The organism is Azorhizobium doebereinerae UFLA1-100, assembly GCF_000473085.1.
Lineage (GTDB): Bacteria > Pseudomonadota > Alphaproteobacteria > Rhizobiales > Xanthobacteraceae > Azorhizobium > Azorhizobium doebereinerae.
In genome coordinates this window covers 73,651-99,163 of sequence record NZ_AXBA01000012.1, presented here as the reverse complement: position 1 = coordinate 99,163, position 25,513 = coordinate 73,651, and the positions used below count along the sequence as shown (strand labels likewise).

General features: G+C 68.8%; 24 protein-coding genes and 1 pseudogene. 8 read left to right on the top strand and 17 right to left on the bottom strand.

Features of this window, described 5'->3' with window-relative positions:
* Nucleotides 1-39: 39 nt before the first annotated feature.
* Together YU1_RS0110420 and YU1_RS0110415 are read right to left on the bottom strand one after the other, a co-directional pair.
* Nucleotides 40-2,160 (bottom strand): TRAP transporter permease, encoded by a 2,121-nt coding sequence (locus YU1_RS0110420; protein ID WP_084539795.1) that lies wholly within the window; start codon nucleotides 2,158-2,160, stop codon nucleotides 40-42.
* 163 nt (nucleotides 2,161-2,323) lie between these two features.
* Nucleotides 2,324-3,265, bottom strand: a complete 942-nt coding sequence (locus tag YU1_RS0110415; RefSeq protein WP_029004008.1) for a TAXI family TRAP transporter solute-binding subunit — start codon at nucleotides 3,263-3,265, stop codon at nucleotides 2,324-2,326.
* Nucleotides 3,266-3,460: 195 nt separating this feature from the next.
* On the opposite strand from YU1_RS0110415, the gene YU1_RS0110410 reads away from it, so the two are divergent.
* Entirely contained in the window at nucleotides 3,461-4,705 is a 1,245-nt protein-coding gene (locus YU1_RS0110410; protein WP_029004007.1) for a glycerate kinase type-2 family protein, read from the top strand.
* A gap of 233 nt (nucleotides 4,706-4,938) precedes the next feature.
* Nucleotides 4,939-5,541 carry a GNAT family N-acetyltransferase gene (locus tag YU1_RS28965; protein ID WP_051356723.1) on the top strand — a complete coding sequence of 201 codons (603 nt, stop codon included), beginning with the start codon at nucleotides 4,939-4,941 and terminating at the stop codon, nucleotides 5,539-5,541.
* Nucleotides 5,542-5,895: 354 nt separating this feature from the next.
* Here YU1_RS28965 and YU1_RS0110400 read toward each other — a convergent pair whose 3' ends face one another.
* The 3 genes and pseudogenes from YU1_RS0110400 to YU1_RS28960 form a co-directional block, all read right to left on the bottom strand.
* Nucleotides 5,896-6,408, bottom strand: a complete 513-nt coding sequence (locus YU1_RS0110400) for a hypothetical protein (protein WP_029004006.1) — start codon at nucleotides 6,406-6,408, stop codon at nucleotides 5,896-5,898.
* Between the two features lie 134 nt (nucleotides 6,409-6,542).
* The gene (locus tag YU1_RS0110395) at nucleotides 6,543-6,872 is read right to left on the bottom strand and encodes a DMT family transporter (RefSeq protein ID WP_029004005.1); all 330 of its coding nucleotides are present in this window, start codon (nucleotides 6,870-6,872) and stop codon (nucleotides 6,543-6,545) included.
* A 50-nt stretch (nucleotides 6,873-6,922) separates the two neighbouring features.
* Nucleotides 6,923-9,318, bottom strand: a pseudogene (locus tag YU1_RS28960) (transketolase).
* A 243-nt stretch (nucleotides 9,319-9,561) separates the two neighbouring features.
* On the opposite strand from YU1_RS28960, the gene YU1_RS0110385 reads away from it, so the two are divergent.
* Entirely contained in the window at nucleotides 9,562-10,365 is an 804-nt protein-coding gene (locus YU1_RS0110385) for a DUF72 domain-containing protein (protein WP_029004004.1), read from the top strand.
* Here the strand turns inward: YU1_RS0110385 and YU1_RS28955 are convergent.
* The gene (locus YU1_RS28955; RefSeq protein WP_084539794.1) at nucleotides 10,362-10,943 is read right to left on the bottom strand and encodes a potassium channel family protein; all 582 of its coding nucleotides are present in this window, start codon (nucleotides 10,941-10,943) and stop codon (nucleotides 10,362-10,364) included. The two genes, YU1_RS0110385 and YU1_RS28955, sit on opposite strands and share 4 nt — an antisense overlap.
* 252 nt (nucleotides 10,944-11,195) lie before the next feature.
* Here YU1_RS28955 and YU1_RS0110375 point away from each other — a divergent pair, with 252 nt between their 5' ends.
* Complete coding sequence (locus YU1_RS0110375) at nucleotides 11,196-11,435, top strand: hypothetical protein (protein ID WP_029004003.1); 240 nt, start codon at nucleotides 11,196-11,198, stop codon at nucleotides 11,433-11,435.
* Nucleotides 11,436-11,593: 158 nt separating this feature from the next.
* Entirely contained in the window at nucleotides 11,594-13,417 is a 1,824-nt protein-coding gene (typA, locus tag YU1_RS0110370; protein ID WP_029004002.1) for a translational GTPase TypA, read from the top strand.
* 65 nt (nucleotides 13,418-13,482) lie between these two features.
* Here the strand turns inward: typA and YU1_RS28950 are convergent, their stop codons facing one another.
* Complete coding sequence (locus YU1_RS28950; protein ID WP_035714843.1) at nucleotides 13,483-13,818, bottom strand: TM2 domain-containing protein; 336 nt, start codon at nucleotides 13,816-13,818, stop codon at nucleotides 13,483-13,485.
* Nucleotides 13,819-14,127: 309 nt separating this feature from the next.
* Between YU1_RS28950 and hpf the strand changes: the two genes are divergently transcribed.
* Together hpf and ptsN are read left to right on the top strand one after the other, a co-directional pair.
* Nucleotides 14,128-14,721 carry a ribosome hibernation-promoting factor, HPF/YfiA family gene (gene hpf / locus YU1_RS0110360; protein WP_029004001.1) on the top strand — a complete coding sequence of 198 codons (594 nt, stop codon included), beginning with the start codon at nucleotides 14,128-14,130 and terminating at the stop codon, nucleotides 14,719-14,721.
* An 82-nt stretch (nucleotides 14,722-14,803) separates the two neighbouring features.
* Entirely contained in the window at nucleotides 14,804-15,268 is a 465-nt protein-coding gene (gene ptsN / locus YU1_RS0110355) for a PTS IIA-like nitrogen regulatory protein PtsN (protein ID WP_029004000.1), read from the top strand.
* 239 nt (nucleotides 15,269-15,507) lie between these two features.
* Here the strand turns inward: ptsN and YU1_RS0110350 are convergent, their stop codons facing one another.
* The 10 genes from YU1_RS0110350 to YU1_RS0110305 all read right to left on the bottom strand — a co-directional run bounded on the left by YU1_RS0110350 (nucleotide 15,508) and on the right by YU1_RS0110305 (nucleotide 24,533).
* Nucleotides 15,508-15,774 (bottom strand): BQ00720 family protein, encoded by a 267-nt coding sequence (locus YU1_RS0110350; RefSeq protein WP_051356722.1) that lies wholly within the window; start codon nucleotides 15,772-15,774, stop codon nucleotides 15,508-15,510.
* A gap of 41 nt (nucleotides 15,775-15,815) precedes the next feature.
* Entirely contained in the window at nucleotides 15,816-16,244 is a 429-nt protein-coding gene (locus YU1_RS0110345) for an Hsp20 family protein (RefSeq protein WP_029003998.1), read from the bottom strand.
* Nucleotides 16,245-16,421: 177 nt separating this feature from the next.
* A complete protein-coding gene (locus YU1_RS0110340) occupies nucleotides 16,422-18,074 on the bottom strand; it encodes an FMN-binding glutamate synthase family protein (protein WP_029003997.1) in 1,653 nt (550 codons plus the stop codon).
* Between the two features lie 245 nt (nucleotides 18,075-18,319).
* The gene (locus YU1_RS0110335; RefSeq protein ID WP_029003996.1) at nucleotides 18,320-19,249 is read right to left on the bottom strand and encodes a sugar phosphate isomerase/epimerase family protein; all 930 of its coding nucleotides are present in this window, start codon (nucleotides 19,247-19,249) and stop codon (nucleotides 18,320-18,322) included.
* A gap of 123 nt (nucleotides 19,250-19,372) precedes the next feature.
* Nucleotides 19,373-19,753: a response regulator gene (locus tag YU1_RS0110330; protein ID WP_035714840.1), complete on the bottom strand. Its 381-nt coding sequence runs from the start codon at nucleotides 19,751-19,753 to the stop codon at nucleotides 19,373-19,375.
* A 13-nt stretch (nucleotides 19,754-19,766) separates the two neighbouring features.
* The gene (locus YU1_RS28945) at nucleotides 19,767-22,397 is read right to left on the bottom strand and encodes a response regulator (RefSeq protein WP_051356721.1); all 2,631 of its coding nucleotides are present in this window, start codon (nucleotides 22,395-22,397) and stop codon (nucleotides 19,767-19,769) included.
* 151 nt (nucleotides 22,398-22,548) lie between these two features.
* On the bottom strand, nucleotides 22,549-23,298 hold the full coding sequence (locus YU1_RS0110320; protein ID WP_245263287.1) for a glutamine amidotransferase: 750 nt from the start codon (nucleotides 23,296-23,298) through the stop codon (nucleotides 22,549-22,551).
* A complete protein-coding gene (locus YU1_RS0110315) occupies nucleotides 23,282-23,761 on the bottom strand; it encodes a tellurite resistance TerB family protein (RefSeq protein ID WP_029003993.1) in 480 nt (159 codons plus the stop codon). Before YU1_RS0110315 ends, YU1_RS0110320 begins: the two co-directional genes overlap by 17 nt.
* 174 nt (nucleotides 23,762-23,935) lie before the next feature.
* The gene (locus YU1_RS0110310; RefSeq protein ID WP_029003992.1) at nucleotides 23,936-24,244 is read right to left on the bottom strand and encodes a hypothetical protein; all 309 of its coding nucleotides are present in this window, start codon (nucleotides 24,242-24,244) and stop codon (nucleotides 23,936-23,938) included.
* A gap of 70 nt (nucleotides 24,245-24,314) precedes the next feature.
* Complete coding sequence (locus tag YU1_RS0110305) at nucleotides 24,315-24,533, bottom strand: hypothetical protein (protein ID WP_029003991.1); 219 nt, start codon at nucleotides 24,531-24,533, stop codon at nucleotides 24,315-24,317.
* Nucleotides 24,534-24,905: 372 nt separating this feature from the next.
* On the opposite strand from YU1_RS0110305, the gene YU1_RS28940 reads away from it, so the two are divergent.
* Nucleotides 24,906-25,427, top strand: a complete 522-nt coding sequence (locus YU1_RS28940; RefSeq protein ID WP_051356720.1) for a PRC-barrel domain-containing protein — start codon at nucleotides 24,906-24,908, stop codon at nucleotides 25,425-25,427.
* Nucleotides 25,428-25,513 lie beyond the last annotated feature (86 nt).

Sequence of the window (25,513 nt, the reverse complement as noted above, 5' to 3'; positions counted from 1 at the left end):
TCCCCGTGCGGCCTTCCGGCTGCGCGGGGATTTTTGCGTTCAGGGGGCCGGCGCGGGCGTGCGGCGCACCTGGAGCAGGTGCCAGCCCAGGAACACCGCGAGCAGCGCGAAGCCGGAGATGTCGGACATGGGCATCGCCGCCACGAACAGGAAGGCGGCCAGCGCCGCGACCACGCGCTCGACGATGCCGAGGGGGCCGAACAGCCAGCCGATGGCGATGGCGCCCAGCAGCCCGATGACGATGCACGCCTTGAGCGATACGTAGGCCACTTCCACCCAGTAGCCGTATTGCGCGGCGATGGCGCCGCCCTCCTGGAGCATCAGGGTGGGCTCGTAGACCGCCATCACCGGGATGAGGAAGCCGGCCAGCGCGATGCGGCAGGCCTGCCAGCCGATGGCGTCGGGCGAGGCCTTGGCGATGGGCGCGGCGGCCAGCGCGGCCAGCGCCACCGGCGGGGTGAGGTCGGCGATGATGCCGTAATAGAATACGAACATGTGGCTGACGATCAGCGGCACGCCCAGCGTCAGCAGCGCCGGCGCGGCCAGCGAGGCGGTGATGATGTAGGTGGGGATGGTCGGGATGCCGGTGCCCAGGATGATGCTGGTGACGATGGTCAGCAGCAGCGAGAGCCACAGCGTATCCTTGCCGATGGACACCACCCAGCCGCCGAAGATGGTGGCGGTGCCGGTGAGCGTCAGCACGCCGATCACCGTGCCGACGATGGCGCAGGCCATGCCCACCGGCAGCGCCTGGCGGGCGCCCTCGGCGAGGCCGTCGCGGCACAGGACGAGCGTCGCCCGGCCGCCGCGGGTGGCGAAATTGGCCAGGATCAGCGCCGCCACGAGGCCGACGACGACCATCACGCCGAGCTTGAAGAAGGCCGAGCAGGCCAGCCCGATGGCGATCCAGAAGGCAAGCCGCAGCATCGGATTGCGGGCGCTGCCGGCAAGGCTCTGGCCGAGGATCAGCACGACGGTGAGAGCAAGGCCCACGGCGCCCGCGAACAGCGGCGTGTAGCCGGCGAACAGCAGATAGACCAGCACCGCCAGCGGCAGCAGCAGGTACCAGCCGCGGCGCAGCGCCGAAAGCACGTGTGGCAGCTTGTCCCTGGGAATGCCCACGAGGCCGTGCTTGCCGGCCTCCAGATGCACCATCCAGAAGGCGGAGGCGAAATAGAGGATGGCCGGGATGATCGCCGCCTTGACGATGGTGGCGTAGGGCACGCCGATGGTCTCGGCCATGATGAAGGCGACCGCGCCCATCACCGGCGGCATGATCTGCCCGCCCATGGAGGCGGTGGCCTCCACGCCGCCGGCAAAGGACGACGAGTAGCCGAAGCGCTTCATCAGCGGGATGGTGAACTGGCCCACCGTCACCACGTTGGCGACGCCGGAGCCGGAGATGGTGCCCATGAGCGCGGAGGAGAACACCGCCACCTTCGCCGGCCCGCCGCGGGCACGGCCGAACAGGCCGAGCGCGATGTCGTTGAACAGCTGGATCATGCCGGCCCGCTCCAGGAACGTGCCGAACAGGACGAACAGGAAGATGTAGGTGGCCGAGACCGCGATGGGCGTGCCGTAGATGCCCTCGGTGCCGAACGACATCTGCTCGACGATCTGCTCCAGCGAGTAGCCGCGATGGTCGAGCGGGGCGGGCAGATACTGGCCCAGCAGGCCGTACAGGAGGAAGGCCCCGCAGATCAGCGGCAGGGCCGCGCCCATCATCTGCCAGGAGATGGCGAACACCACCACGATCAGCGCGATGCCGACCACGAAGTCGGCCCGCGAGATCTCGCCGGCGCGCAGGATCAGGTCGTTATAGAAGATCCACTGGTAGAGCCCGGTGCCGAAGCCGATGAGCCCCAGCGCCCAGCCGAGCGCCACGCCGGCCTTGGAGGCGGAGCGGTGGTTGGCGATCAGCGCCGCCGAGATCAGGCACAGGAAGCCCACGTGCAGCGCGCGGATCACCTGGCTCGGCAGGATGGCGTAGGTGGAGACGAACAGCTGGTAGACCGAGAACAGGATGGCGATGGAGAACAGCAGCGTGCCCTTGAAGCCGCTGCCGAAGCCGGGCGGCAGACCGTGCTCCATGTCGTCGATGGGGGCAAAGGTCTGCGGCGGGGTGATGTCGGTCTCGGCGGAGAGGCTCGGCGCGCTCATCTTCGGGGTTCGCTCCACAAGGCGGGCCGCGCCAGCGCGGCAGGACGGAAACACGGCATCGCCACGCCCGCCTCCCGCCGCCGGGCGGACCGGCGCGGGAGTGGGGCGCGACGCTTCGCGCAGCCTGTGCGGCGGCCCGTGACGGGCGCCGCGCGGCCGGGTCTCAGGGCGTGACGCCCTTTTCCTTGAAGTACTTTTCCGCGCCGGGATGGAACGGCACCGGCGAGCCCTTCATGGCGTCCTTCAGCGAGATGGACTTGGCGGCCACGTGGGCGGCCTGGAGGTCGGCCAGATTGTCGAAGATCGCCTTGGTGATGGCGTAGACGTCGCCTTCCTTCATGTCCTCGCGCACCACGAGGAAGTTGGGCACGGCGGCGGTGGGCACGTCCTTGTCCTGGCCGGTATAGGTGCCGGCGGGGATGCTGGTCTTGAGATAGGGCGTGCCGACCTTGTCCACGACGCTGGCCGGGATTTCCACCACGTTGATCTCGACCGCGGTGGCGAGGTCCTTGATGGAGGCGACGCCGAGCCCGGCGGACTGGAGCGTGGCGTCGAGCTGGCGGTTCTTCATCAGTTCCACCGACTCGGCGAACGGCAGGTATTCCACCTTGCCGAGGTCCTCATATTTGAGGCCGGCGGCGTTCAGGATGGCGCGGGCGTTCAGCTCCGTGCCGGACTTCGGCGCGCCCACCGAGAGGCGTTTGCCCTTGAGGTCGTCGATGCTCTTGATGCCGCTGTCCTTGGACGCGACGATCTGGATGTAGTTGGGATAGATGGCGGCGAGCGCGCGCACCTTCTTGAGCGGCGCCTTGAAGCCGGCGTCCTCCTTGCCCGCCCAGCCGTCGGCGAGGCTGTCGGCGAGCGTGAAGCCGATCTCGCCCTTGCCCTGCTGGATCAGGATGAGGTTCTCCACCGAGGCCTTGGTGGCCTGCACCGAAGGGCGCGCGTCCGGCACCTTGTCGGAGATGATCTTCGCGATGGCGACGCCGAGCGGATAATAGACGCCGGACGTGCCCCCGGTCAGCACGTTGATGAATTCGGCCCGGGCGGCGAGGGGCGAGAAGGCGAGGGCGCCCGCAAGGGCGGCAATGGCTAGTTTCTTCAAGGGCGGTCTCCCAAAGCGGTGTTCTTGATTTTGTATTTGGAAGTGAAGCTACCGCCTCTCCCGCCAAAGGCCAGCGGGTTTTTGCAGGCTATCGACTAATTTCCCATAGGGGCGGCCCGCGGCCGGCGGGAGCCGTTGCCCTCCGCCGAAGGTCGGGTTACGACTATTGGCATAAAGTATACATAAGGAAACGCCATGCCGTCCGATCGGGACATCCTGCTCGCCCTGTTCGATGCCGCGCTGACGGCCGCCGTGCCGGAAGGCAAGTTCGAAGGCCGCCTGCCGGAGCCGCCCCGGGGCCGCACCATCGTCATCGGCGCCGGCAAGGCGTCCGCCCGCATGGCCCGCGCGTTCGAGGTCGCCTGGGGGCGGCCGTGCGAGGGGCTGATCGTTACCCGCTACGGCCATGGCTGCGAGACGCAATATGTGGAGATCGTGGAGGCCGCCCATCCGGTGCCCGATCAGGCCGGCTTCGATGCCGCCCGCCGCATCCTGGAACTCGCCCGCTCGGCCGGGCCGGACGACCTGGTGGTGTGCCTCATGTCGGGTGGCGCCTCGGCCCTGCTCACCCAGCCGGCCGAGGGCCTGACGCTGGCGGACAAGCAGGCGCTGAACACGCAGCTGCTGAAGTCCGGCGCGCCCATCGGCATCATGAATCGGGTGCGCAAGTCCATGTCCGCCATCAAGGGCGGGCGCCTCGCCACCGCCATCGCCCCGGCGCGGGCGGTGACATATCTGATCTCCGACGTGCCGGGAGACGACCCCGGCGCCATCGGCTCCGGCCCCACCATTCCCGAGGCCTCCGACCCGGAGGAGGTGCTGCGGCTGATGCGGGCCTACGGCATCGCGGTGACGCCGCATCTGGAGCAGGTGATCCGCACCAATGTGGTCTCCGGCGATCCCTTGCCCGGCCAGGAGGTGCACATGATCGCCACCCCGCTGATGGCGCTGGAGGCGGCACAGGCGACGGCGCGCGGCTTCGGCCTCACGCCGCTGATCCTCGGCGACGCCATCGAGGGCGAGGCGCGCGAGGCGGCGACCGTGTTCGCCGGCATCGCCCGCTCGGCCGCGAGCCACGGCCTGCCGGCTAAGGCGCCCTGCGTGCTGCTGTCCGGCGGCGAGACGACCGTGACGGTGCGCGGCAAGGGGCGCGGCGGGCGCAACGTGGAATTCCTGCTGGCCCTCGCCGTGGCGCTGAAGGGCGAGGCCGGCATCAGCGCCATCGCCTGCGATACCGACGGGGTGGACGGCACCGAGGATAATGCCGGTGCCTGGTTCGATGCCACCGTGCTGGAGGCGGCGCGGGCCAAGGGGCTCGCGCCCGACGCCTATCTCGCCAATAACGACGGCTACAGCTTCTTCCAGGCGCTGGACCGGCTGGTGGTCACCGGGCCGACGCTGACCAATGTCAACGATTTCCGCGCCATCCTCATCCGCTGACCCACCCCGCTGCCGCCGCTGCGCCGCATGATGTTGCGGCGCAGCAGGTTTGCGTGTTCCGCATGGCGGCGCAAAAATCTCCTGCTCTCAATAGCTTGCAATTTTTCATGCAACCCATTGGAGGTTAATGCTTCCATATCGGTAGGTCAGTGCGCTTGACCTTTGCTGCGATGCACATATTTACGGGAGACAACGCAGACCGGGGGGATGCAGGACAGTTGGGAGTTTTCATCATGAGCGACGAGCGCGCGCCGGGCATCATCCGCAAGCTGTGGCCCAGCGAAGTTCAGATCTTCCGTGATCATCTCCTGCGCCTCGACACCGAGACCCGCCGCAGCCGCTTCGGCTCTGCGGTCAGCGATGATTTCATCAGCCATTATGCCGAGCGCGTGTTCCGCTCCGGCGCCATCGTGCATGGCTGCTTCGTGGACGGCGTGCTGTGCGCCGCCGCCGAGCTCTATCCCTTCTCCGAGATCCTGCCGAGCGAGGCCGAAGCCGCCTTCAGCGTCGAGGCGCCCTACCAGAATCTCGGCCTCGGCACCCTGCTGATGAACCGCACCGTGCTCGCCGCCCGCAATCGCGGCATCCGCACGCTGTACATGAACTGCCTCGCCCGCAACCGGCGCATGCAGCAGATCGCCCGCAAGTTCGACGCCGACCTCTCCTTCGAGACCGACGAAGTGGTGGCGCAGCTCAAGGCGCCGTTCCCCACCGTGGCCTCGCTGGCCCGCGAGGCGGCCGCCGATGCGCAGGGCATGGCGGGCGCGCTGTTCCAGGCGCAGTGGAACGCCGGCCAGCGCATGCTCAACCTGGTGCTCAGCCCCACCGGGGCGTGAGCGCCAGCCGAACGTAAGCAACAAGCTCTCGCTTGGGAAGCTCACGGCCGTGTTCCTGCTTTAACGTCTCTATGCCATAGCGCGCGACAGATCAGGATTTCAGACGTTTAGGCGCAACTCATTGTTCCGATTCAATGATCTGAATCAGTGTCTTAGCTTGCCAAAGATAGAAGAGGCTGTTACAGATGCACATCGGTGCCGCACGGGTGGAACCGCCGCGGCGCCGATGATCTTACCCCTTATGGAAGGGGGCAGGACGGAACCGCCTTAGGGCGGACCCGCTATCAAGCGGGTGGGGTGCCAAACCACGCTGTTCTCCTTTCCCTTTTTTTGCGCCGGCTAGACGCGGGTAGATCAAGAGAAGACGCTGAGGTCGCTACCCTCAGCGGTCTCCGGCTTCGAGGCCCCTTCCGCTGCTGCGGTTGGGGCCTTTTCCGTTTGAGGAGCCTGCGCAAGGCTCCACGCGATTCCGTCACGCACGAGGATGCCGTCAGCCTTGAGCCGTGAGAGTTGAGGGCTAAGACTCGTACGTGGGTAATCAACTCCGAGCCGTTGGTTCACCTTTGGGAGAATTTCAAGAGCAGTCATGCCGTGCCCGGCATCCTTCAGAATTTCGACAACTGCCTCCTTGATGGTCTTCTCCGCGACGACCTTCTGACGTGTCCTCTCCACTGCGAAGAAACCGTTGTTCTCGCGGTACCTTTCGGTGGCGATAGCGTTCTCCTCGATCCCCGCCGCGCGGGCCGCCTTGTCGATCTGCTCGAACTCTTTGTCCAAAGCATCAAGCTCCACTCGCAGCCGATCTTGAGCCTCCGCGATCTCGCGGCGGCGACGGATGATGAAGTCTGCAAGCGTCTCTATAGTCATGGCTTGGGAATATGCCTGATTCCTTCCGCTGGCGCAATCCAAAAGACTACACCGTTAACGACTCATTAACCTAGACTCCGAGTGTAGTGAAAGGTCGGAGTTTTGGCTTGGTGCTTCCGCCACCAAACCACCCGTCAGTGCACCGGCGTCTTCGACAGCAGGTTCACCGTCAGCACCCCGGCGATGATGAGGCCGATGCCGACCGCTCCGGCCAGATCGAGCGCCTGGCCGTAGAGCGCCCAGGCGACGCCGGCCACCAGCACGATGCCGACGCCCGACCATGTGGCGTAGGCGATGCCCACGGGAATGGTCTTCAGCGTCAGCGACAGGCAGACGAAGGCGACGCCGTAGCCCGCGACGACGATCAGGCTCGGCCACAGCCGGGTGAAGCCCTCGGCGGCCTTGAGCGCCGAGGTGGCGATCACTTCGGCGACGATGGCGACCAGCAAGATCACATAGGTCATGAAACGCCTCGCAAGCGGAGGCGTCACGCTATCCCATGCGGGCCGGCCCGTCAGCCCAGCGCCCTGAGGTGGCGCATGGGGCGGCCCGGCGCGATGGCCTGCGCCGCGGCCACCATGGCGGCGGCGTCCACGCCGTGGTGCCGGTAGAGGTCCTGAAGGCTGCCGGTCTGGCCGAAATGCTCGACCCCCAGCGACCGCACGCGATGGCCCAGCACCGAGCCGAGCCAGCCGAGGGTCGCGGGATGGCCGTCGATCACCGTCACCAGCCCGCAGTGCCGGGGCAGGGGCTCCAGCAGCCGTTCCACGTGGCTCCTGGCCTGGACATGCCCCTGCTCGCGGGCGCGCGAGGCCGCCGTCCAGCCGGCGTTCAGCCGGTCGGCGGAAGTGACCATGAGCAGGCCGACGTCGCGGCGGTCCTCGGCGATGAGCCCCACCGCCGCGATGGCCTCCGGCGCCAGCGCGCCCTGCACCGCGATCACCACCTCCGCATTGGGGCCGGGCTCGCGCAGCCAGTAGGCGCCGTCCACCATGTGCCGCTTCTGGCTGTCGGTGAGCGTGCGCTTCGGCTGCTCCAAAGCGCGGGTGGAGAGGCGGAAATAGACCGAGCCGCCGGTGGCGTCGCGCAGCCAGTTGGCGGCCTCGTCGGGCCCGGCGCCGTCGCGCTGCACATAGTCGAAGGCGAATTCCATCAGCACCGCCAGTTCGTCCACGAAGGCCGGCTCGAACGAGGCCAGCCCGTCCTGCGCCATGCCGATCAGCGGGGTGGAGATGGACTGGTGCGCGCCGCCTTCCGGCGCCAGGGTGATGCCGGCGGGCTCGCCACTACGATGAAGCGGGCGTCCTGGTAGCAGGCATAGTTCAGCGCATCGAGGCCCCGGCAGATGAAGGGGTCGTAGAGCGTGCCGATGGGGATCAGCCGGGCGCCGAACAGGGAATGGGAGAGGCCCAGCGCCGAGAGCATGAGGAACAGGTTCATCTCGGCGATGCCCAGTTCCATGTGCTGCCCCTTGGGCGAGAATTCCCAGTTGAAGGTGGAGGGGATGCGCTCGCGCTTGAACACGTCCGCCAGCTCGCGCTCGGCGAACAGGCCGCGCCGGTTCACCCACGGCCCGAGATTGGTGGAGACGGTGACGTCCGGCGAGGTGGTGACGATGCGGGCGGCCAGCGCGCTGTCGCCCCGCGCCAGCTCCTGCAGGATCAGGCCGAAGCCCGCCTGGGTGGAGACGGTCGGGTTGGGCGGCGCGGCGATGGCGGGCACGGCGAGCGCGGCGTCGGTGTAGCGGCGCGCGCCCTCGCGCCGGAACGGCACCGCCTTGAGGAAGCGCTCCAGCGTGGCGGCGGGCAGCGACAGGCCCTCGAAGCGGCCCCATTCATGGCCGGGGCGGACATTCATGGCCGCGCGCAGCGTGTCGATCTGCGCCGGTGTCATCAGGCCGGCGTGATTGTCCTTGTGGCCGGCGAGCGGCAGGCCGAAGCCCTTCACCGTGTAGCAGAGGAAGCAGACCGGCCGGTCGTGGTCGATGGCGTCGAACGCCTCCATGACGGTGTGCAAATCGTGGCCGCCGAGATTGGTCATCAGCGCGGAGAGTTCGGCGTCGGTGCGCGCCGCGATCAGGCGGCTGACGTCGCCCTGGTCGCCCAGATCGTCCATCAGGCGCTTGCGCCACGCGGCCCCGCCCTGGAAGGTCAGGGCGGAATATTCGCCGTTCGGGCAGGTGTCGATCCAGTGGCGCAGCTTCTCGCCGCCGGGCTCGCGGAAGGCGGCCTGCTGGAGCGAGCCGTATTTCAGCACCACCACCTGCCAGCCCATGGCCTCGAAGATGCCGACGAAGCGCTCGTACAGCCCCTCGCGCACCACGGCGTCCAGGCTCTGGCGGTTGTAGTCGACGATCCACCACGTATTGCGCACGTCGTGCTTCCAGCCCTCCAGCAGGGCCTCGAACACATTGCCTTCGTCCAGCTCCGCATCGCCCACCAGGGCGATCATGCGCCCCTCGGGGCTGTCTTTGCGGGCAAGGCCGTGGGCGCGCACATAGTCCTGGGCGAGGCTGGCGAACAGGGTCTGCGCCACGCCGAGGCCCACGGAGCCGGTGGAGAAGTCCACGTCGTCCGTGTCCTTGGTGCGCGAGGGGTAGGACTGCGCGCCCTTGTAGGCGCGGAACGCCTCCAGTTTCTCGCGGCTCTGGGCGCCCAGCAGATACTGGATGGCATGGAAGATGGGGCTGGCGTGCGGCTTCACCGCCACCCGGTCCTGCGGCCGCAGGGTGTGGAAATAGAGCGCCGTCATGATGGTGGCGAGCGAGGCGGAGGAAGCCTGGTGGCCGCCCACCTTCAGCCCGTCCGTGGAGGGGCGCAGATGGTTGGCATTGTGGATGGTCCAACTGGCCAGCCAGAGCACCTTGCGCTCCAGGTCCGCCAGGATTTCCCGTTCCGACGCCGTGCTCACGTTTCATCTCCCTGCCGGCCTCGCGCGGCCTTGACCGCATCATAGCCGCGTCCGGGGCGGCGATTGTGCCGAATTGGCCCCCGCGGGCGGGCCGAATTGGAAAATTCGACCACACCGGCGAAGTCAGATGAAGGATCATCCCAATCCGGGCCATCGCCGCGCGGAAACGGGTGGACGTCTGGACGGGGCGCTGTCATCCGGGCCGACCTGTTCTAAGCTTCCTCTCGCGCAGGAGACGGACCCATGACCATTCGCGTCGGCATCGGCGGCTGGACCTTCGAGCCCTGGCGGGGCACCTTCTACCCGCAGGGCCTGCCCCATGCCCGCGAGCTGGAGCATGCCAGCCGGCACGTCACCACCATCGAGGTGAACGGCACCTTCTACCGCACCCAGACGCCGAAGACCTTCGCCAGCTGGGCGGAGCAGGCGCCGGACGACTTCGTCTTCGCCCTGAAGGCGCCGCGCTATGCCACCAACCGGCGGGTGCTGGCCGAGGCGGGCGAGAGCATCACCCGCTTCGTGGACAGCGGCCTTGCGGAGCTTGGCGACAAGCTCGGCCCCATCAACTGGCAGTTCCCGCCTACCAAGGCGTTCGATCCGGAGGACTTCGGCGCCTTCCTCGCTTTGCTGCCGGCGACGGCGGGCGGGGTGGCGCTGCGCCATGCGGTGGAGGTGCGCCACGCCTCCTTCTGCACGGCCGCGTTCGTGGCGCTGGCGCGCGCGCACAAGGTGGCCATCGTGTTCGCCGACGATGACGACTATCCGGCCATCGCCGACGTGACGGCGGACTTCATCTACGCCCGATTGCAGCGGGCCAAGGAGGAGGAGCCGAACGGCTACAGCGCCGCCGCGCTCAAGGACTGGCACAAGCAGGCGGCGGCCTGGGAGGCCGGCGGCGTGCCGGCGGACCTGCCGGCCTATGGCGACGCGCCGGCCGCGAAGGGAAAGCGCAAGCGCGACGTGTTCGTCTACATGATCAACGGCGCCAAGGTGCGGGCGCCGGCGGCGGCGCAGGCGCTGCTGGCGCTGCTGGCGCTGCTGGCCTAGAGCTTTTCCGGCGGGTGCCGGTCGGCCGCGCGGTGCCCGGCGGGATGAGGGGCGCTGCTGTGGTGCTCGGTGCCCGCATGCGCGGTGTCCTGCGGGTCCTGCGCATGGTGGCCGCCGGCGTGGGGCGTGCTCCTGTGGCGCACGCTCACGTGGTGCACGCCGAGGGCCTCGGAGAGGCGGGTCAGCACGGCGAAGATCAGCGCCGTGGACCAGCCGAACAGCAGCATGCCGTTGGCCGCCGTCACCGGGCCGAGCAGCCGCCAGCGCGGCGCCGGCAGCAGGTCGCCATAGCCGAGCGTCGTGAAGTTCACGAAGGCGAGGTAATAGGCGTCCTTGTCGTTGGTCACCCCGTCGACGCTGATATAGGACAGCGCCCACACCCCCACCTCCAGCAGGTGGGCGAAGGTCAGGATGGCGCCGGTCAGCGCCATGCCCAGCAGCAGGCCGCGCATGGGATGGCGGATGCGCACCCTTTTGCCGAGCGCCAGCATCGCGCGGACCAGCAGCACGCTGGCGATGGACTGGATCACCACGTTCACCAGGCTGATGATGATCCCGTACAGCAGTTCCAGCTGCATGCGCGCAATGCTCCTCGGTTCCGCCGCCGGCATCCTCGCCGCGCTCATGGCCCGCGAGCACGGTTCTGGCAAGGCCGCATTGCGGCGCCCGTGCACGCCTTCGCGAGGCGGGCCAGGAATTTTCGCGAGGCGGGCCGGGAATTTTTCGACCGGGCGTGGAACCAAAGCCGCCTGCCGCCGTTCTGACAGGGTCACGTCGCGGCGCCGCCGAGCGACAGACGGCGCGCGACCTCTCCAACAGGAGGCACGCTCATGACGCCGGAAACCTCTCAGACCAAGCCGGTGAAGCTGCAATACTGGTCCAGTTCCCACGCGGTGAATGCGCCGGACGGCTGGCCCGAACCCTATGGCTTCGATACCGTGGACGATGCCGTGGCGTTCGCCATGACGCAGGCGCCGGCCAATCGGGAACTCGCCTGGCTGCGCACCGAATCCGGCGAGGTCCTGAAGCCCGAGCAGATCTACCGGCGCTGGTCCATGCGCCGGCTCTGACGGCCCCGAAACGGCGGGCGGGCAAGGCCCGCCCGTGGCCGTTTCAGCGAAATGGCCGCACGGCGTTGAATTTCGCGCGTTGTCGTGTATTTTGCGCCGCAAAATTCCGGCAAGCGGGTTCGAGGGATCGGGCCCGCGTTTTGGTGTTTAGGGACCCCATGCAACTGCGCAACATTGCGATCATCGCCCACGTCGACCACGGAAAGACCACGCTGGTGGACAAGCTCCTCCAGCAGTCCGGCTCCTTCCGCGAGAACCAGCGCGTGGCTGAGCGCGTCATGGACTCGAACGATCTCGAGAAGGAACGCGGCATCACCATCCTCGCCAAGGCGACGTCGGTGGTGTGGAACGACATCCGCATCAACATCGTGGACACCCCCGGCCACGCCGACTTCGGCGGCGAGGTGGAGCGCATCCTCTCCATGGTGGACGGCGCCATCGTGCTCGTCGACGCCGCTGAAGGCCCCATGCCGCAGACCAAGTTCGTGGTCGGCAAGGCGCTGAAGATCGGCCTCAAGCCCATCGTCGCCATCAACAAGGTGGACCGTCCGGACGGCCGCCCGCAGGAAGTCATCAACGAGGTGTTCGACCTGTTCGCGGCGCTCGACGCCACCGACGAGCAGCTCGACTTCCCGATCCTCTACGGCTCCGGCCGCGACGGCTGGATGGCCATGGCCCCGGAAGGCCCGAAGGACCAGGGCCTCGCGCCGCTGTTCGACCTCGTGGTCAAGCACGTGCCCCCGGCGCATGTGGACGACGCGCCGTTCCGCATGCTCGGCACGCTGCTGGAGGCCAACCCCTTCCTCGGCCGCATCATCACCGGCCGCATCGCCTCCGGCACCGTGAGGCCGAACCAGTCCATCAAGGTCATCGACCGCGAGGGCAAGCTGGTCGAGACCGGCCGCGTCTCCAAGATCCTCGCCTTCCGCGGCATCGAGCGCTCCCCGATCGAGGTCGGCGAGGCGGGCGACATCGTCTCCATCGCCGGCCTGGTGAAGGGCTCGGTGGCCGACACCTTCTGCGATCCCTCGGTGGATACGCCGATCCAGGCCCAGCCGATCGATCCGCCCACCGTCACCATGAGCTTCATCGTCAACGACAGCCCGCTGGCGGGTACCGAGGGCGACAAGGTGACGAGCCGCATGATCCGCGACCGCCTGTTCAAGGAGGCCGAGGGCAACGTCACGCTGAAGATCGAGGAATCCGCCGACAAGGATTCGTTCTTCGTCTCCGGCCGCGGCGAACTCCAGCTCGCGATCCTGATCGAGACCATGCGCCGCGAGGGCTTCGAGCTCGCCGTGTCGCGTCCCCGCGTGGTGTTCTCGCAGGGCGAGAACGGCGAGACGCTGGAGCCGATCGAGGAAGTCGTCATCGACGTGGACGAGGAATATTCCGGCACCGTGGTGCAGAAGATGTCCGAGCGCCGCGCCGAGATGGTGGAGATGCGCCCCTCCGGCGGCAATCGCCAGCGCCTGCTGTTCCACGCCCCCACCCGCGGCCTCATCGGCTACCAGTCGGAACTGCTCACCGACACCCGCGGCACGGCGATCATGAACCGCCTGTTCCACGCCTACCAGCCGTTCAAGGGCGACATCCCGGGCCGCATCAACGGCGTGCTGATCTCCAACGAGCAGGGCGAGGCCGTGGCCTACGCGCTGTGGAACCTGGAAGACCGCGGCCCGATGATCATCGAGCCGGGCTGGAAGGTGTACCAGGGCATGCTGATCGGCATCCACAACCGGGACAACGACCTGGAAGTGAACGTGCTGAAGGGCAAGAAGCTCACCAACATCCGCACCACCTCCAAGGACGAGGCGGTGCGCCTGACCCCGCCGATCCGCATGACGCTGGAGCGCTCGCTGGCCTGGATCCAGGACGACGAGCTGGTGGAGGTGACGCCGAAGTCCATCCGCCTGCGCAAGCGCTATCTCGATCCCAACGAGCGCAAGCGCATGAAGGGCAAGGCGGCGGAAGTCGCCTGAGCCCGGCCGCATCCCGTTCGAAAGCCCCGGCCCTGCGCCGGGGCTTTTTCGTTTCGGGACCCGGTTCAGGCCGCGGGCGGCAGCGGCGTGGCGGCGGCGGGCGGCAAAGCGGCGAGGCGCTCGGCGATCATGCGGCTGCGCATGCGGTCGCGCTTGTCCCGCGCCAGGCCGGGAATGAGGAAGACGTCCACCAGCAGCCACAGGAAGCCGATGCCGATGAAGAAGGTGAGGATCTGCAGGACGGCGGTGCCCGGGCGCCCCAGATAGAAGCGGTGGGCCGAGACGATGCCGAGGAAGAACCAGAACAGATAGGCCAGCACGAGGCTCGGCCCGTCGTTGGCGAGGCGGGTCTCGATGAGGATCTGCTCGTTGAGGTCGAGCGCGCGGTGCGTATCCGCCATGGCCTGTTTCCCGTTTCGCGGAACCGGGGTGGAACCGCGCCGCACCCTTCTGGCTTCCGTTCCGTGCGCTGGCAAGCTTCCCCAGCGGAGGGGGCGTGCGGGAATGTGAGGCCAAACATCGCCATCCCGCCTCGGCTGTGGCGGTACGTGAAGGTGCCGAGCCGCCGCGAAAACCACGTTCAGAACGGAATAAGGGTCCGTTGACAGTTTCTCCAAGCGCTCCTACCACTGATAAGCCGGCCGGTTTGCAAGAACAGAGGCGCGGGTTCGGGGCCTCCCCGATCCTTCGCCCAACAGGGATCAAATCGCATGGCTCTTCGTGTCTCGGGTAAGAACATCGATGTCGGGGAAGCGCTGAGGCAGCGTCTTTCGGATCGCGTTTCCGAGGTTGTCGGCAAGTATTTCGATGGTGGGTGGTCTGGCCACGCCACCGTCTGCCGCGAAGGTTCCGGATACCGCTCCGAGCTTCTCCTCCACCTTGATTCGGGCGCCAATCTCCAGGCGCAGGGCAATGCGCAGGATCCCAATTCCTGCGCCGATGCCGCCATGGACAAGATCGAGAAGCGCCTGCGGCGCTACAAGCAGCGCCTCAAGGATCGCCACGGGCACGGCAACAACGGCGCGGAAAGCTATGCGGCGCAGAGCTATGTGCTTGATGTCGCCCCGCTCGACGAGGCCGCCGAGGAAATCGACGGCTGGAGCCCGACGGTGGTGGCCGAGGCGGCCTCCCGCCTGCACACCCTCTCCGTGCGCGACGCGGTGGTGGAACTGGAAGTCACCGGCGCGCCGGTGGTGGTGTTCCGCCATGCCGGGCATGGGCGCGTGAGCGTTGTGTACCGCAGGGCCGACGGCCATGTGGGCTGGATCGACCCCTCCGCATTTTCAGCCGAGGAAAGCCATTGACCGACGCCAGCGCTTGGGACTAGCGTCCGCCGCCCGTCCCAAGCGCCTCTCGTCGGCCAGCCTTCCGCAGGGATTTTATTGAATGCCCCTTGCCGATCTCTTGGCCCGCGAAGCGGTGTTTCCCTCGTTGCGGGCGAGCAGCAAGAAGCAGGCGCTTCAGGAGCTTGCCCAGCACGCCGCCACGCTGCTCGGCCGCGACCCGCGCGAGATCTTCGAGACGCTGCTGCAACGCGAGCGTCTCGGCTCCACCGGCGTCGGCAATGGCATCGCCATCCCGCACGGCAAGCTGCCCAAGCTCGACAAGCTGTTCGGCGCCTTCGCGCGCCTGGAGAAGCCGATCGACTTCGAAGCCCTAGACGGCGAGCCGGTGGACCTGGTGTTCCTGCTGCTGGCGCCGGAGGCGGCGGGAGCGGACCATCTGAAGTCGCTCGCCAGGGTCGCCCGCATGCTGCGCGACCCGGCCACCGCCGACAAGCTGCGCGGCACGCGCGACGCGGGCGCCATCCACGCCCTCCTCACCGCGACGCAGGCCTCCGACGCGGCCTGACCGCGGAAGGCCACGGGGCGCCTCCGGCGAGGCATCGGGCAGGGCACGGACAGGCGCGGTGGCGGCGGGTCATAGGCCCGCCCTTTGGCCGCGCGGCAACGCCCGGCCGTTCGTCCCCGCGATGGGATTTTCAGGAGATCGCCGGCGCAGCGGCACCCGCCAGCATGATCCGCCAAACCTGATCCGCCAAACGGCGCCGCCGGCGTTTCGGCCGGCTACGCCCAGGCTGGCGGGTGGCGTCAGTGGACGCTCACCGCCGTCAGTTCGTGCTGCGAGGCGTTGGCCAGCGCGGCTTCGCGGCTGTCGGTCAGCATGATCGGCGTGCCGTCGGCGGCATGCAGCGTGAACAGCGTCAGCCCCGGCGCGATGCTGGGCGCCTGCGGGAACAGCCGCTGCACGTCCTCGGACTTGATGGCCCGCACATAGGCCAACTCGCCCCCGCCCAGCACAGCCAGCGCCTCGGGGCTCATGTCGATTGTCGTCTCGTTGATCTTTTCCGTGTTCATCTCGCAACCCTCTCTTCCCGCTGCACGCTTTCCGTCACCCGTCAGGAACACGAAACGATGTCGATCCGTTTCGCCTGCCGTATGGGCTCGGGCCGCACGAGGTCGATGGACAGGAGGCCGTTGCGCAGTTCGGCGCCGAGGACGTTCATCCCCTCGGCCAGAACGAAGGTGCGCTGGAACTGCCGGGCCGCGATCCCCCTGTGGAGGAAGATCCGGGCCTCGCCATCCTCGGCCTGACGGCCCCGAATGGTCAGTTCCTTCTCTTCGAGCGACACTTCGAGCTGGTCCGGGCCAAACCCAGCCACCGCCAGCGTGATGCGCAGGCGAAGCGGGGAGCCCGGTGCGGCTTCGATCCTCTCCACATTGTAGGGAGGATATCCGTCCGCGCCCTTGGTCACCCGGTCGAGCGTGCGCTCGACCTCGTCGAAGCCCAGCAGGAAGGGGCTCGACAGCGAAGAGAGTCGCGACATGTGCCAAAGTCCTCATCAAGCGACTTTGCGGGTACACGGCGCGATCCTATCCGGACCCCGCCCATCGGAGCCCTGCAAGGCACCCCGACGCTTTCGCATATGGGGGCCGACCATCCTCATCGCAAGCCTCGCAAAGAAGGGTTGCGTGGGGATGTCGCCACAATCTGCGCGCGGGTTTCAGGCCGCCCGGCGCGGCCCGACGTCGATGCGCGGCACGAAGCTGTCGGCGTCCGCCGCCCGCCATTCGGCCGCATAAGGGGTGTCGTCGGGGGCCTCCACCAGGGCGAACGGGGCGAGGAAGGTATAGAGCCGGTCGAGCGGGCGCACCTCGATCGGGCTGAGGCGGTGCCAGACGTGGTGCGGCAGCAGGTCGGAGGGGTGGGCGAGGCCGGCAGCCGCCACCAAATCGGCCAGCGCCGCCACGGTGTGCTTCTGGAAGCTCGCCACCCTCAGCGCCTTGTCGGCGACCACCAGCCCGCGCTGGAGGTGCTCGTCATTGGTGGTCACGCCGGTGGGGCACAGGCCGGTGTGGCAGCGCAGGGACTGCACGCAGCCGAGAGAGAACATGAAGGCGCGGGCGGCGTTGCACCAGTCGGCGCCGATGGCCATGTTGGCGGCCATGGAGAAGCCGGAGGTGACCTTGCCCGAGGCGGCGAGCCGCACTTCGCCGCGCAGGCCCGCGCCCACCAAAGCGTTGCGCATCAGCACGAGGCCCTCGCGCAGCGGCATGCCCACGTGGTCGGCGAGCTCGCGCGGGGCGGCGCCGGTGCCGCCTTCCGAGCCGTCCACCACCACGAAGTCCGGGCGGATGCCGGTCTTCAGCATGGCCTTGACGATGGCGAAGGTCTCGCTGGGATGGCCGACGCAGAGCTTGATGCCCACCGGTTTGCCGCCGGACAATTCGCGCAGCTGGGCGACGAACTCCATCATCTCCACCGGCGTGGAGAAGGCGGGATGGCGGGACGGAGAGATGCAATCCTCGCCCAGGGCGATGCCGCGGATCTCGGCGATCTCGGGCGTCACCTTGGCGGCCGGCAGCACGCCGCCGTGGCCCGGCTTGGCGCCCTGGCTGAGCTTGATCTCGACCATCTTCACCTGGTCGTCCGCCGCCTTTTCGGCGAAGCGCTCGGGCGAGAAGGAGCCGTCGCGGTTGCGGCAGCCGAAATAGCCCGAGCCCAGCTCCCATACGATGTCGCCGCCATGGATGCGGTGGTAGGGCGAGAGCCCGCCCTCGCCGGTGTCGTGATAGAAGCCCCCACGCTTGGCCCCGAGGTTCAGCGCCTCGATGGCGTTGCGGCCCAGCGAGCCGAAGCTCATGGCGGAGACGTTGAGCACCGCGGAGGAATAGGGGCGGGTGCATTGCGGCCCGCCGACCGTCACCCGGAACGGCTCTTCCGCCGCCGGCAGGGGGGCGAGCGAATGGGTCATCCACTCATATTCGCTGGAATAGGCGTTCAGCTCCGTGCCGAACGGCTGGCGGTCCTCCTCCGCCTTGGCGCGGGCATAGATGAGGCTGCGGTCGCTGCGCGGATAGGGCCGGCCTTCCTGGTCGCCCTCCACGATATACTGGCGCAGATAGGGGCGCAGGTCCTCGAACAGCCAGCGCATGGTGCCGATGAGCGGATAGTTGCGCAGCAGCGAGTGCTGCTGCTGCACCATGTCGAACACGCCGATGGCGACCAGCGGCATGGCGGCGCAGAACAGCCAGATCCAGGCCGGGCTTCCGGCGAACGACAGGACGAGGCCGAGCAGCGCCACCGCCACCACCGCGAAGAAGACGCTGTGGCGCCTGAGCCAAAGGATCGTGCCGGGTTGAAGCGCGCCGGACATTGTGAGCCTCCCTGAGAACCGCGTGCCGTGCGAACGCCATGGCACGTGTCGAACACCCGGATATGACGATCCCGCCGCGCCGGCGGGCGGCGGGACGGGATCGTCAACGGACGTTTTCGCGCGTGAGGTTAGGCGGGCGCCCGGCGCGGCACAAGGCGCGGCCGGCGGGCGGTGGCGGTGCTGGGCTAGAGCGCGATCCGATCAGATTGAATCAATCTGATCGGTGAATCGCCCTCTGACGTGCTCTAGGCGGCGGCGAGCCCGGCGGTGGCGGCGAAGTCCGCGCCCAGGCGGCGCAGCACGCCGATCTGCTCCGGCAGCTCGCTCCAGTAGCGGCGGTGCAGCTCCAGATTGACCACGGCGCCGGGCGCCAGCACGCACTGGCGGGTGATGTCCGCCCAGGGAATGTCGCCCCAGCCGAGCGGCAGGTGCAGGTCGCCTTCGCCGAGGCCGAGCCGCTCGCCGTCGTCGATGGCCCAGCTTTCCAGCGGCCGGCCGAAGCTGTCATGCACGTGCACGTGCTTGGCGAAGGGCGCCAGCGCCACCAGTTCCGGCAGCAGCGGCACGCGCGCGTCGGTGCAGCGCAGGTAGGCGTGGCTCACGTCCAGGGTGGCCCGCACATGAGGATGGTCGAGCGCGTCCAGCTCGGCCGCGAGGCGCGAGGGCAAGGGCGTCTCGCGCATGCGCTCGAAACGGAACACGTTCTCCACGCAGAGCGTGGTGCCGTTGGCGGCGGCGACATCGCCGGCGGTGGCGAGGGCGTCGCGCTGGCGCTTGTAGGCGACCTCGATGTCGCTTTCCTGCTCGCGCACGCAGCCGGCGTGCATCACCATGTTCACCGCGCCGACGGCGCCGGCGATCTCCAGCGCCGCCTTCAGCAGGGCCTCGTGGCGCGGCAGCTTGGCCGGCTGGTCCATGAGGTTGATGGCCAGCGGGCCGTGCACCGTATAGCCGAACGGCCGGTCGCGGGTGGCCTCCACCAGGCGCTTCAGGCGGTCAGCCAGGATCTTGCCGTTGACCACCAGTGTCCAGGCGAAGATGGGCAGTTCGACGAAGTCCACCCCGAGGCGCTCCGCCTCGTCGAGCTTGGCGCCGAGATCGTCGAACTCGGGCGAGGTGGCTCGGATCGAATAGCCGACACCGAGCAGGGAAGGGGGTTGAGTGAGCGCGTCCATCTGCTGTTCCTTCTCGCTGGGGGAGGTTCAAACCCTGAGGGAAACCAGAGCCTGGCGGCGCGCGAGACTTAACACAGACGGGGCGTTTCTGCCTGCCCCAATCTTTCGCAGTGCATCAAAGCGTCAGGGGGCCGCCGCCCCGCGCAGCGCCCGCACGGTCTGGGCCAGCGTCATGGCGTCGAACGGCTTGGCCACCACGCCGACGGCGCCGAGGGCGCGGAAATGCTCCACCTCGTGCTGCTGGGTGCGGGCGGTGACGAAGGCGACCGGGATGTCGCGGGTGCGCGGGTCGGCGCGCAGCAGGCCGAGCGTGGTGGGCCCGTCCATCTCCGGCATCATCACGTCGAGCAGGATCAGGTCGAGGCCGCCGGCCTTCGCCCGTTCGAGCGCGGCGGCGCCGGAGGGGGCGGTCTCGGCCGTCATGTCGGGATCGAGCGAGAGCGCGAGGGCGACGATCTCGCGGATGTCCGGCTCGTCGTCCACGTAAAGCACGCTCAAGGGCACGTCGGCATCCTCCTCAAACCGTCCCGCCGGGCGCCGGCGGCTTCACCAGCCGGCCCACCGTGGCCGCCAGGATCTCCAGCGAGACCTGGGACTTGGTGAGCATGGCATCCACTTGCCGGGCGAGCTCCGGGTCCTGGTCGCGGGCGGAGAATATCACCACCGGCATCTTCTCGCCGTCGCGCCGGCGCAGGTGCGGCAGCAGCTCGCGGCCGGACCCCGTGGGCAGGCCGAGGTCGAGGATGGCGGCGTCGAAGTCGCGCTCCGCCAGCGCCGCGCGGGCCTCCTGCAAGGTGGCGGTGGACCACACCTCCATGGTCGGCGCCAGCGCCGCGCGCACCACGGCCCGCACGCTCGGGTCGTCGTCCAGGTGCAGGATGGCGGCCCGCCCGCCGTCCGGCATCGCCCGCCGCACGGCGGCGGACAGCAGCGCCGGATCGACCGGCTTCTCGATCCAGTCGAGGATCTGCAACGCCTCCGCCTCGCCCGGCGGCAGCGCGCCGCCGGAGGCCCGGGCCGAGACGATGAGGATGGGGATGGTGCGCGTGCCCTCGGCCCGCCGCAGGCTGCGGATCAGGCTGATGCCGTCGCGGTCGGGCAGGCCGAGGTCCACCAGAATGGCCTTGTAGGCGAGGGCGTGGGCCTGGCGCTCGGCCTGGGCGGCGGTGCCGGCCACGTCGGCGCGGATGCCGGTCCGTTCCAGCATGGCGCGGATCACGTCGGCATTGTCCGGATTGTCCTCCACCAGCAGCACGTCGCCGGGCCCCGCGGCGGGCTCCGGCTCCGGTTCTGGTTCCGGTTCCTGCGCCGGCGGCGGTGCGGGGAGCGGGGGCGGCGCGGCCGCCACGGCCTGCGGCTCGGGCGCGGCGTCCGGTGCGGCCGGGCGGGCGGCGGGCAGGTCCATGTGGAAGGCGGTGCCCACCCCCATCTCGGTTTCGAACGACAGGGCGCCGTCGTGGCGGTCGACGATCTCCTTGGCGATGGCGAGGCCGAGGCCGGTGCCGCCGCGCTGGCGGGTGTCGGAACTGTCGGCCTGGGCGAAGCGGGTGAAGATGGAGGGGCGGAAGCTCTCCGGAATGCCGGTGCCGTGGTCGCGCACGGTGGCGCGCACGCCGGCGCCGGCGCGGGCGACGTTGACCTCCACCGTGCTGCCGGCGGGGGAGAACTTGACCGCGTTGGAGATGAGGTTGGTCAGCACCTGGATCAGCCGGTCGCTGTCCCCCGTCACGCTGGTGTCGCCGGGGCCGAGGTTCAGCGACAGGCTGACGTCGTGCTCCAGCGCGAAGCCGCCGGTCTGGTCCACCGCCCGCTTCGCCACCTCGGCGAGCGACACCGTCTGGCGGGCGAAGGTGATGGTGGCGGACTGCATCTTCTCGATGTCGAGGATGTCGTTGATGAGCCGCACCAGCCGCTGGCAGTTCTGCGCGGCGATGGTGACCAGCCGCTGGGCGCGCTCGGGCAGGGTGCCGGTGGCGCCGCCCGCCAGCAGGCCGAGCGACCCGGCGATGGAGGTGAGCGGCGTGCGCAATTCGTGGCTGACGGTGGAGACGAACTCGTTCTTCATCACCTCCGCCCGCTTGCGCTCGGTGATGTCGTGCAGCACGGCGAGGAGGCTGCGCCCGCCGGAGGCGCGCATCTCGCCGATGGCCACGTCCACCGGCACGGTGGAGCCGTCCTTGCGCAGGCCCACCAGCTCGCGCACGCCGCCGCCCTGCGAGGCGGCGGTGCTCAGGGCGTCGAAGAAGCCGTCGCCGGTCTGGTCCGCGGGGATGCGGAACAGCGCGCTGAGATGGCGCCCGGACAGTTCCTCCGGGGTCCAGCCGAGCAGGCGCGTGGTGGCGGGGTTGGCGCTGTCGATGCTGCCGCCGGCATCCACGGTGAGGATGGAATCCATGGCGCTGGAAAGGATCGCCCGGTGCCGCGACAGCGTATCGCCCAGCGCCTGCTCGGCGCGCCGGCGGCCGAGCAGATGGGCGATCATGATGACGGTGGAGCCGCACACCACGGCGATGGCGGCGGCCAGCAGCATGAGCAGGGTCTGCTTGGTGCGCTGGCCGACGATGCGCACCTCGCGGGTGCGCTCGGCGATGGCGGCGATCTCCGCGTCGGCGATGTCCTGCACCGTCTCCGCGATATGGTCCATGATCGCCTTGCCCTGGCGCACCTGGATCATGGTGGCGATGGGAGAGGTGTCGGCCCGCTGGCGGGCGTCGATCATCTCCTGCAGCAGGCGCAGCTCGGCGTCGGCGAGCCGGTTCAGCCGGGCGAGGGCGGCCACGTGCTCGGGCCGCTCCACCGCGAACACCGTGACCTCCCGCAGCTTGCGCAGGATGGCTTCGCGATCCTCCACCAGGGGCGGCATGAACTCCGGCTCGCCGGTGATGATGAAGCCGCGTGTCGCGCTCTCGGCCGCCAGGATCTGCTCGTAGATGGACTGGAGGTCGGCACGGATGGTGGAGGAATAGATCAGGTCCTCGCGCGCGTGCTGGCTGGTCGCGAACTCACGGAAGCTGGCGAAGCCGACGGCGAGGACGATGGCGATGGAGGCGATCGCCGCCAGCACGGCGATGATGGAGACGCCGCGGATGCCCCGGCGGTAGCGCCGCCGTTCCGGCCGCTGTGCGGTGAGCGGATTCACGGCCGGCATGCGGCACTGCGGGGCTGGCGGGGCGAGGAGGCGGGCAGCGGCATGGGAGACCGGAGGAGGAGGCGGGGAGCGCGCCCCGGGGGGGGGCGCTACACTATTGCGTGATGCCGCAGTCAAAATGCGAGGTAAATCTGCGCCTGAGGCAGGACGTTCAGTCGGGGTCCTCCACCGTCAGGTCGAGCCAGGCATCCAGGAACCGCTCCAGCCAGTGGCACACCGCCGGGTCGTGGCGATACCAGCCGTCGAAATGGGCGTGGCTCGGCTGGGCGCCGGGCTGCGACAGCTTGGCGGCGCCCTTGGAGGTCCAGCGGCACATCATCTCGTGCGTGACCTCGGGGTGGAACTGCACCGCGAAGGCGTGGCGGCCATAGCGGAACGCTTGGTTGGGGAAGACGTCGCCGGTGGCCAGCAACTCGGCGCCCGCCGGCAGGTCGAAGCCCTCGGAATGCCAGTGGTAGACATGGCTGGGCCAGGGCAGCAGCTCCGCGCCGGTGGGCGTTGGCCGCAGCGGATAATAGCCCATCTCCGACAGCCCGCCCGCGTGCCGGCCGACCCGGGCGCCGAGCTGCCGCGCCATGAGCTGGGCACCGAGGCAGACGCCGAGCAGGGGTGCGTCCGCCGCCATGGCCTTGCCGACGAAGTCGATCTCGGTCTTCAGCCAGGGCAGGGGGTCGTTGACGCTCATGGGGCCGCCGAACACCAGCACGCCGCGATGGTCGTCGAGATGCTCGGGCAGGGCGTCGCCCAGCGCCGGCCGGCGCACGTCGAGCGTGTAGCCGCGCAGCTCGATCAGCCGCCCGAGGCGCCCCGGGGTGGAATGCGCCTGATGCAGGATGGTGAGGATCGGTCCCCGATCCTCGTCCGGCTCGCCCAGCGGCCGGCTGTCAACTCTCGTGTCCACCGTCCCCTTCCGCCTCTCTGCGCACGTCGCGGCGGATCCGCACGCGATCCCGCGAGCCGATGTTCAGCAACTCGGCGGCCCGCCACACCAGATTGTCCTCGAATTCGGTCAGGTTGCCGTCCGCATAGGCGACCTCGAACATCATCTCCACCACGCGCAGCCGGCCCTCCTCGTCGAGGGCGCGGTTGAGGATGCTGGTGAAGGCGTAAAGATCCACCGCCTCGGCGTCGCGGGTGATGGCCAGCTCGACCAGCGCGTCGGTGTCGCTCTCGGTCAGATCGAAGCGGCTGGAGAGGATGGTCTTCAGCACCTCCCGCTCCTCGTCCGTCACCGCGCCGTCGATGGCCATCACATGGACCAGCAGCACCGCCGAGGCGAGGCGATAGTCATTGTCCTCAAAAGCACTGGCTTCGCGCCGCCCGCCGGAGATGTCGGAAATGAAATCGGAGAGCGCGCGGAACATGAAGCCTCTCGGAACGACTGCCTTGCAAATTGGTGCCACGAAAACTCACGGGGCGGCAAGCACAAGCCTGCCGCCCGGGCTTTGTCTTGGAACAAAGCTTGGTGAATTTTCCGCCACTGTGGCCGCATTCCCACGCTCGGCGGCGATGCCGCCGCCGCGCCGGCGGCCGGCCGGTTATTGCTGGTTCTGCGGCAGCGGCTGGCGCCGGGTGCTGCCGCCCTGGATGCGCAGCGAGGAATCGCCCTCGTTGGGCCGCGTGGTCGGGGGCGGGGTGGGCACCATGTTCTGGCGCGGCTGCGGCGGCGCCGTGTTCTGTCCCGGCACCGGGGCGATATAGATCTGCGGCAGCGTCGGCTTGGTCTGCTGCGCCATCGCCATGCCCGGCGCCGCGAGGCCGGCCATGACCACGCCCACGGCCAGAAAGCCGGCGAAGCGGCGGGCGCCTGGGACTGTCGGGGTATTCGGCACGATCATCTCCACCATTCTCTGCCCCTGGAGATGGACCCGGCGCGGGCGAAGCGCAAGCGGGTGCGGTGCTCTGTCAGGGGGCGGCTCAGTGCTCGCCGGCCGGCAGATGCGGCGCGGCGCGGGCCGGCTTCACCACCAGCCGAGCGGGACCCGGCGTCGGGGCGGCGCTGTCGGCGGGATGGATCACCACCTGCCCTTCGGCCCAACGCTGGGGCGTGTCCACCAGGCGGCTGATGCCGAGGCCGACCGTGATGGCGAGCATCGCGGTGAGGAGGGCCAGGGATCCTTCTTTCAACACCAGCATGGGATTTCCGCTTCTCGGCCTTTTGGTGGCGAAATCTTGTCTGCCCTAACGCCGCCCGCGCCGGGAAGTTCCTGCCCGGCCTGCTTCGGGTGGCGGGACATGCGGGTCGCGATGTCCAGCGATCGTAATTCCAGCAATCACAAGCGCTTTCGCAGCAAAGCTCCGGTTTGCCGCGCCGCCGGAGGGTGGGCGGCAAACCTTAACAAGTGGTGAGCGCGGCTAGGCTGCCCACATTCCTCAGAGGAATGCGGGAATATAGCTGGCGCATCTTCTCGTTGATGCATGAAATGTACGGAACGGATGGCAGGAAAGCGAGTTGTCCGGGATGTAACGACTCGCGTTACTGCGCAGTCTCGATTTATGGAGCATGCAATGCGAAAGACGACGATCGCGGCGACCGCGCTGGTCGCCCTCATGGCCTCGCCGGTGTTCGCGCAGAGCGCGGCTCCGGGCGCCACTCCGCCCGCCGCTTCCTCCCCGCCGGAGGCTTCCGCCCCCGCGCCGGGCGCCAGCGCGGCCACGTCCTCCGGCACCTTCGTCGAGGCCCAGCGCCAGGACCAGTGGCTGGCCTCCAAGCTGATGGGCAGCAAGGTCCGCGGCGGCGCCGACGAGACGCTCGGCGACATCAGCGACGTGGTCATCGACGGCAACGGCTCGGTGTTGGCCGTGGTCATCGGCGTGGGCGGCTTCCTGGGCGTCGGCGAGAAGAGCGTCGCGGTGCCCTTCAAGTCGCTGGAGATGGTGCGCGCCACCACCGGCGACAAGCTGGTGCTGCGCCACTCGAAGGACGAACTGAAGGCGGCCCCGAGCTTCCAGGCCTATCGCCCGCCGTCCACCGGCGGCGCCGTCACCGGCAGCAACACCACGGCGCCGGCGACCTCCACCACCCGCTGACCCCGGCACCGGCCCCCATCGCCCCCGGCCCGCCCCGCGCGGACCGGGGGTGTATTTTGCCGGCGAGGGCCGGCGCGGCGGAACCG

Coding starts and splice junctions, on each gene's coding strand:
- YU1_RS0110385 (WP_029004004.1), top strand. CDS start 9,562: ATGACCATTCGCGTCGGCATCGGCGGCTGGACCTTCGAGCCCTGGCGG.
- YU1_RS28955 (WP_084539794.1), bottom strand. CDS start 10,943: ATGCAGCTGGAACTGCTGTACGGGATCATCATCAGCCTGGTGAACGTG.
- YU1_RS28950 (WP_035714843.1), bottom strand. CDS start 13,818: ATGGCGGATACGCACCGCGCGCTCGACCTCAACGAGCAGATCCTCATC.
- YU1_RS0110420 (WP_084539795.1), bottom strand. CDS start 2,160: ATGAGCGCGCCGAGCCTCTCCGCCGAGACCGACATCACCCCGCCGCAG.
- typA (WP_029004002.1), top strand. CDS start 11,594: ATGCAACTGCGCAACATTGCGATCATCGCCCACGTCGACCACGGAAAG.
- YU1_RS28965 (WP_051356723.1), top strand. CDS start 4,939: ATGAGCGACGAGCGCGCGCCGGGCATCATCCGCAAGCTGTGGCCCAGC.
- YU1_RS0110410 (WP_029004007.1), top strand. CDS start 3,461: ATGCCGTCCGATCGGGACATCCTGCTCGCCCTGTTCGATGCCGCGCTG.
- ptsN (WP_029004000.1), top strand. CDS start 14,804: ATGCCCCTTGCCGATCTCTTGGCCCGCGAAGCGGTGTTTCCCTCGTTG.
- YU1_RS0110350 (WP_051356722.1), bottom strand. CDS start 15,774: ATGAACACGGAAAAGATCAACGAGACGACAATCGACATGAGCCCCGAG.
- YU1_RS0110335 (WP_029003996.1), bottom strand. CDS start 19,249: ATGGACGCGCTCACTCAACCCCCTTCCCTGCTCGGTGTCGGCTATTCG.
- YU1_RS0110395 (WP_029004005.1), bottom strand. CDS start 6,872: ATGACCTATGTGATCTTGCTGGTCGCCATCGTCGCCGAAGTGATCGCC.
- YU1_RS28945 (WP_051356721.1), bottom strand. CDS start 22,397: ATGCCGGCCGTGAATCCGCTCACCGCACAGCGGCCGGAACGGCGGCGC.
- YU1_RS0110375 (WP_029004003.1), top strand. CDS start 11,196: ATGACGCCGGAAACCTCTCAGACCAAGCCGGTGAAGCTGCAATACTGG.
- YU1_RS0110315 (WP_029003993.1), bottom strand. CDS start 23,761: ATGTTCCGCGCGCTCTCCGATTTCATTTCCGACATCTCCGGCGGGCGG.
- YU1_RS0110400 (WP_029004006.1), bottom strand. CDS start 6,408: ATGACTATAGAGACGCTTGCAGACTTCATCATCCGTCGCCGCCGCGAG.
- YU1_RS0110345 (WP_029003998.1), bottom strand. CDS start 16,244: ATGTCGCGACTCTCTTCGCTGTCGAGCCCCTTCCTGCTGGGCTTCGAC.
- hpf (WP_029004001.1), top strand. CDS start 14,128: ATGGCTCTTCGTGTCTCGGGTAAGAACATCGATGTCGGGGAAGCGCTG.
- YU1_RS0110305 (WP_029003991.1), bottom strand. CDS start 24,533: ATGCTGGTGTTGAAAGAAGGATCCCTGGCCCTCCTCACCGCGATGCTC.
- YU1_RS0110310 (WP_029003992.1), bottom strand. CDS start 24,244: ATGGTGGAGATGATCGTGCCGAATACCCCGACAGTCCCAGGCGCCCGC.
- YU1_RS0110340 (WP_029003997.1), bottom strand. CDS start 18,074: ATGTCCGGCGCGCTTCAACCCGGCACGATCCTTTGGCTCAGGCGCCAC.
- YU1_RS28940 (WP_051356720.1), top strand. CDS start 24,906: ATGCGAAAGACGACGATCGCGGCGACCGCGCTGGTCGCCCTCATGGCC.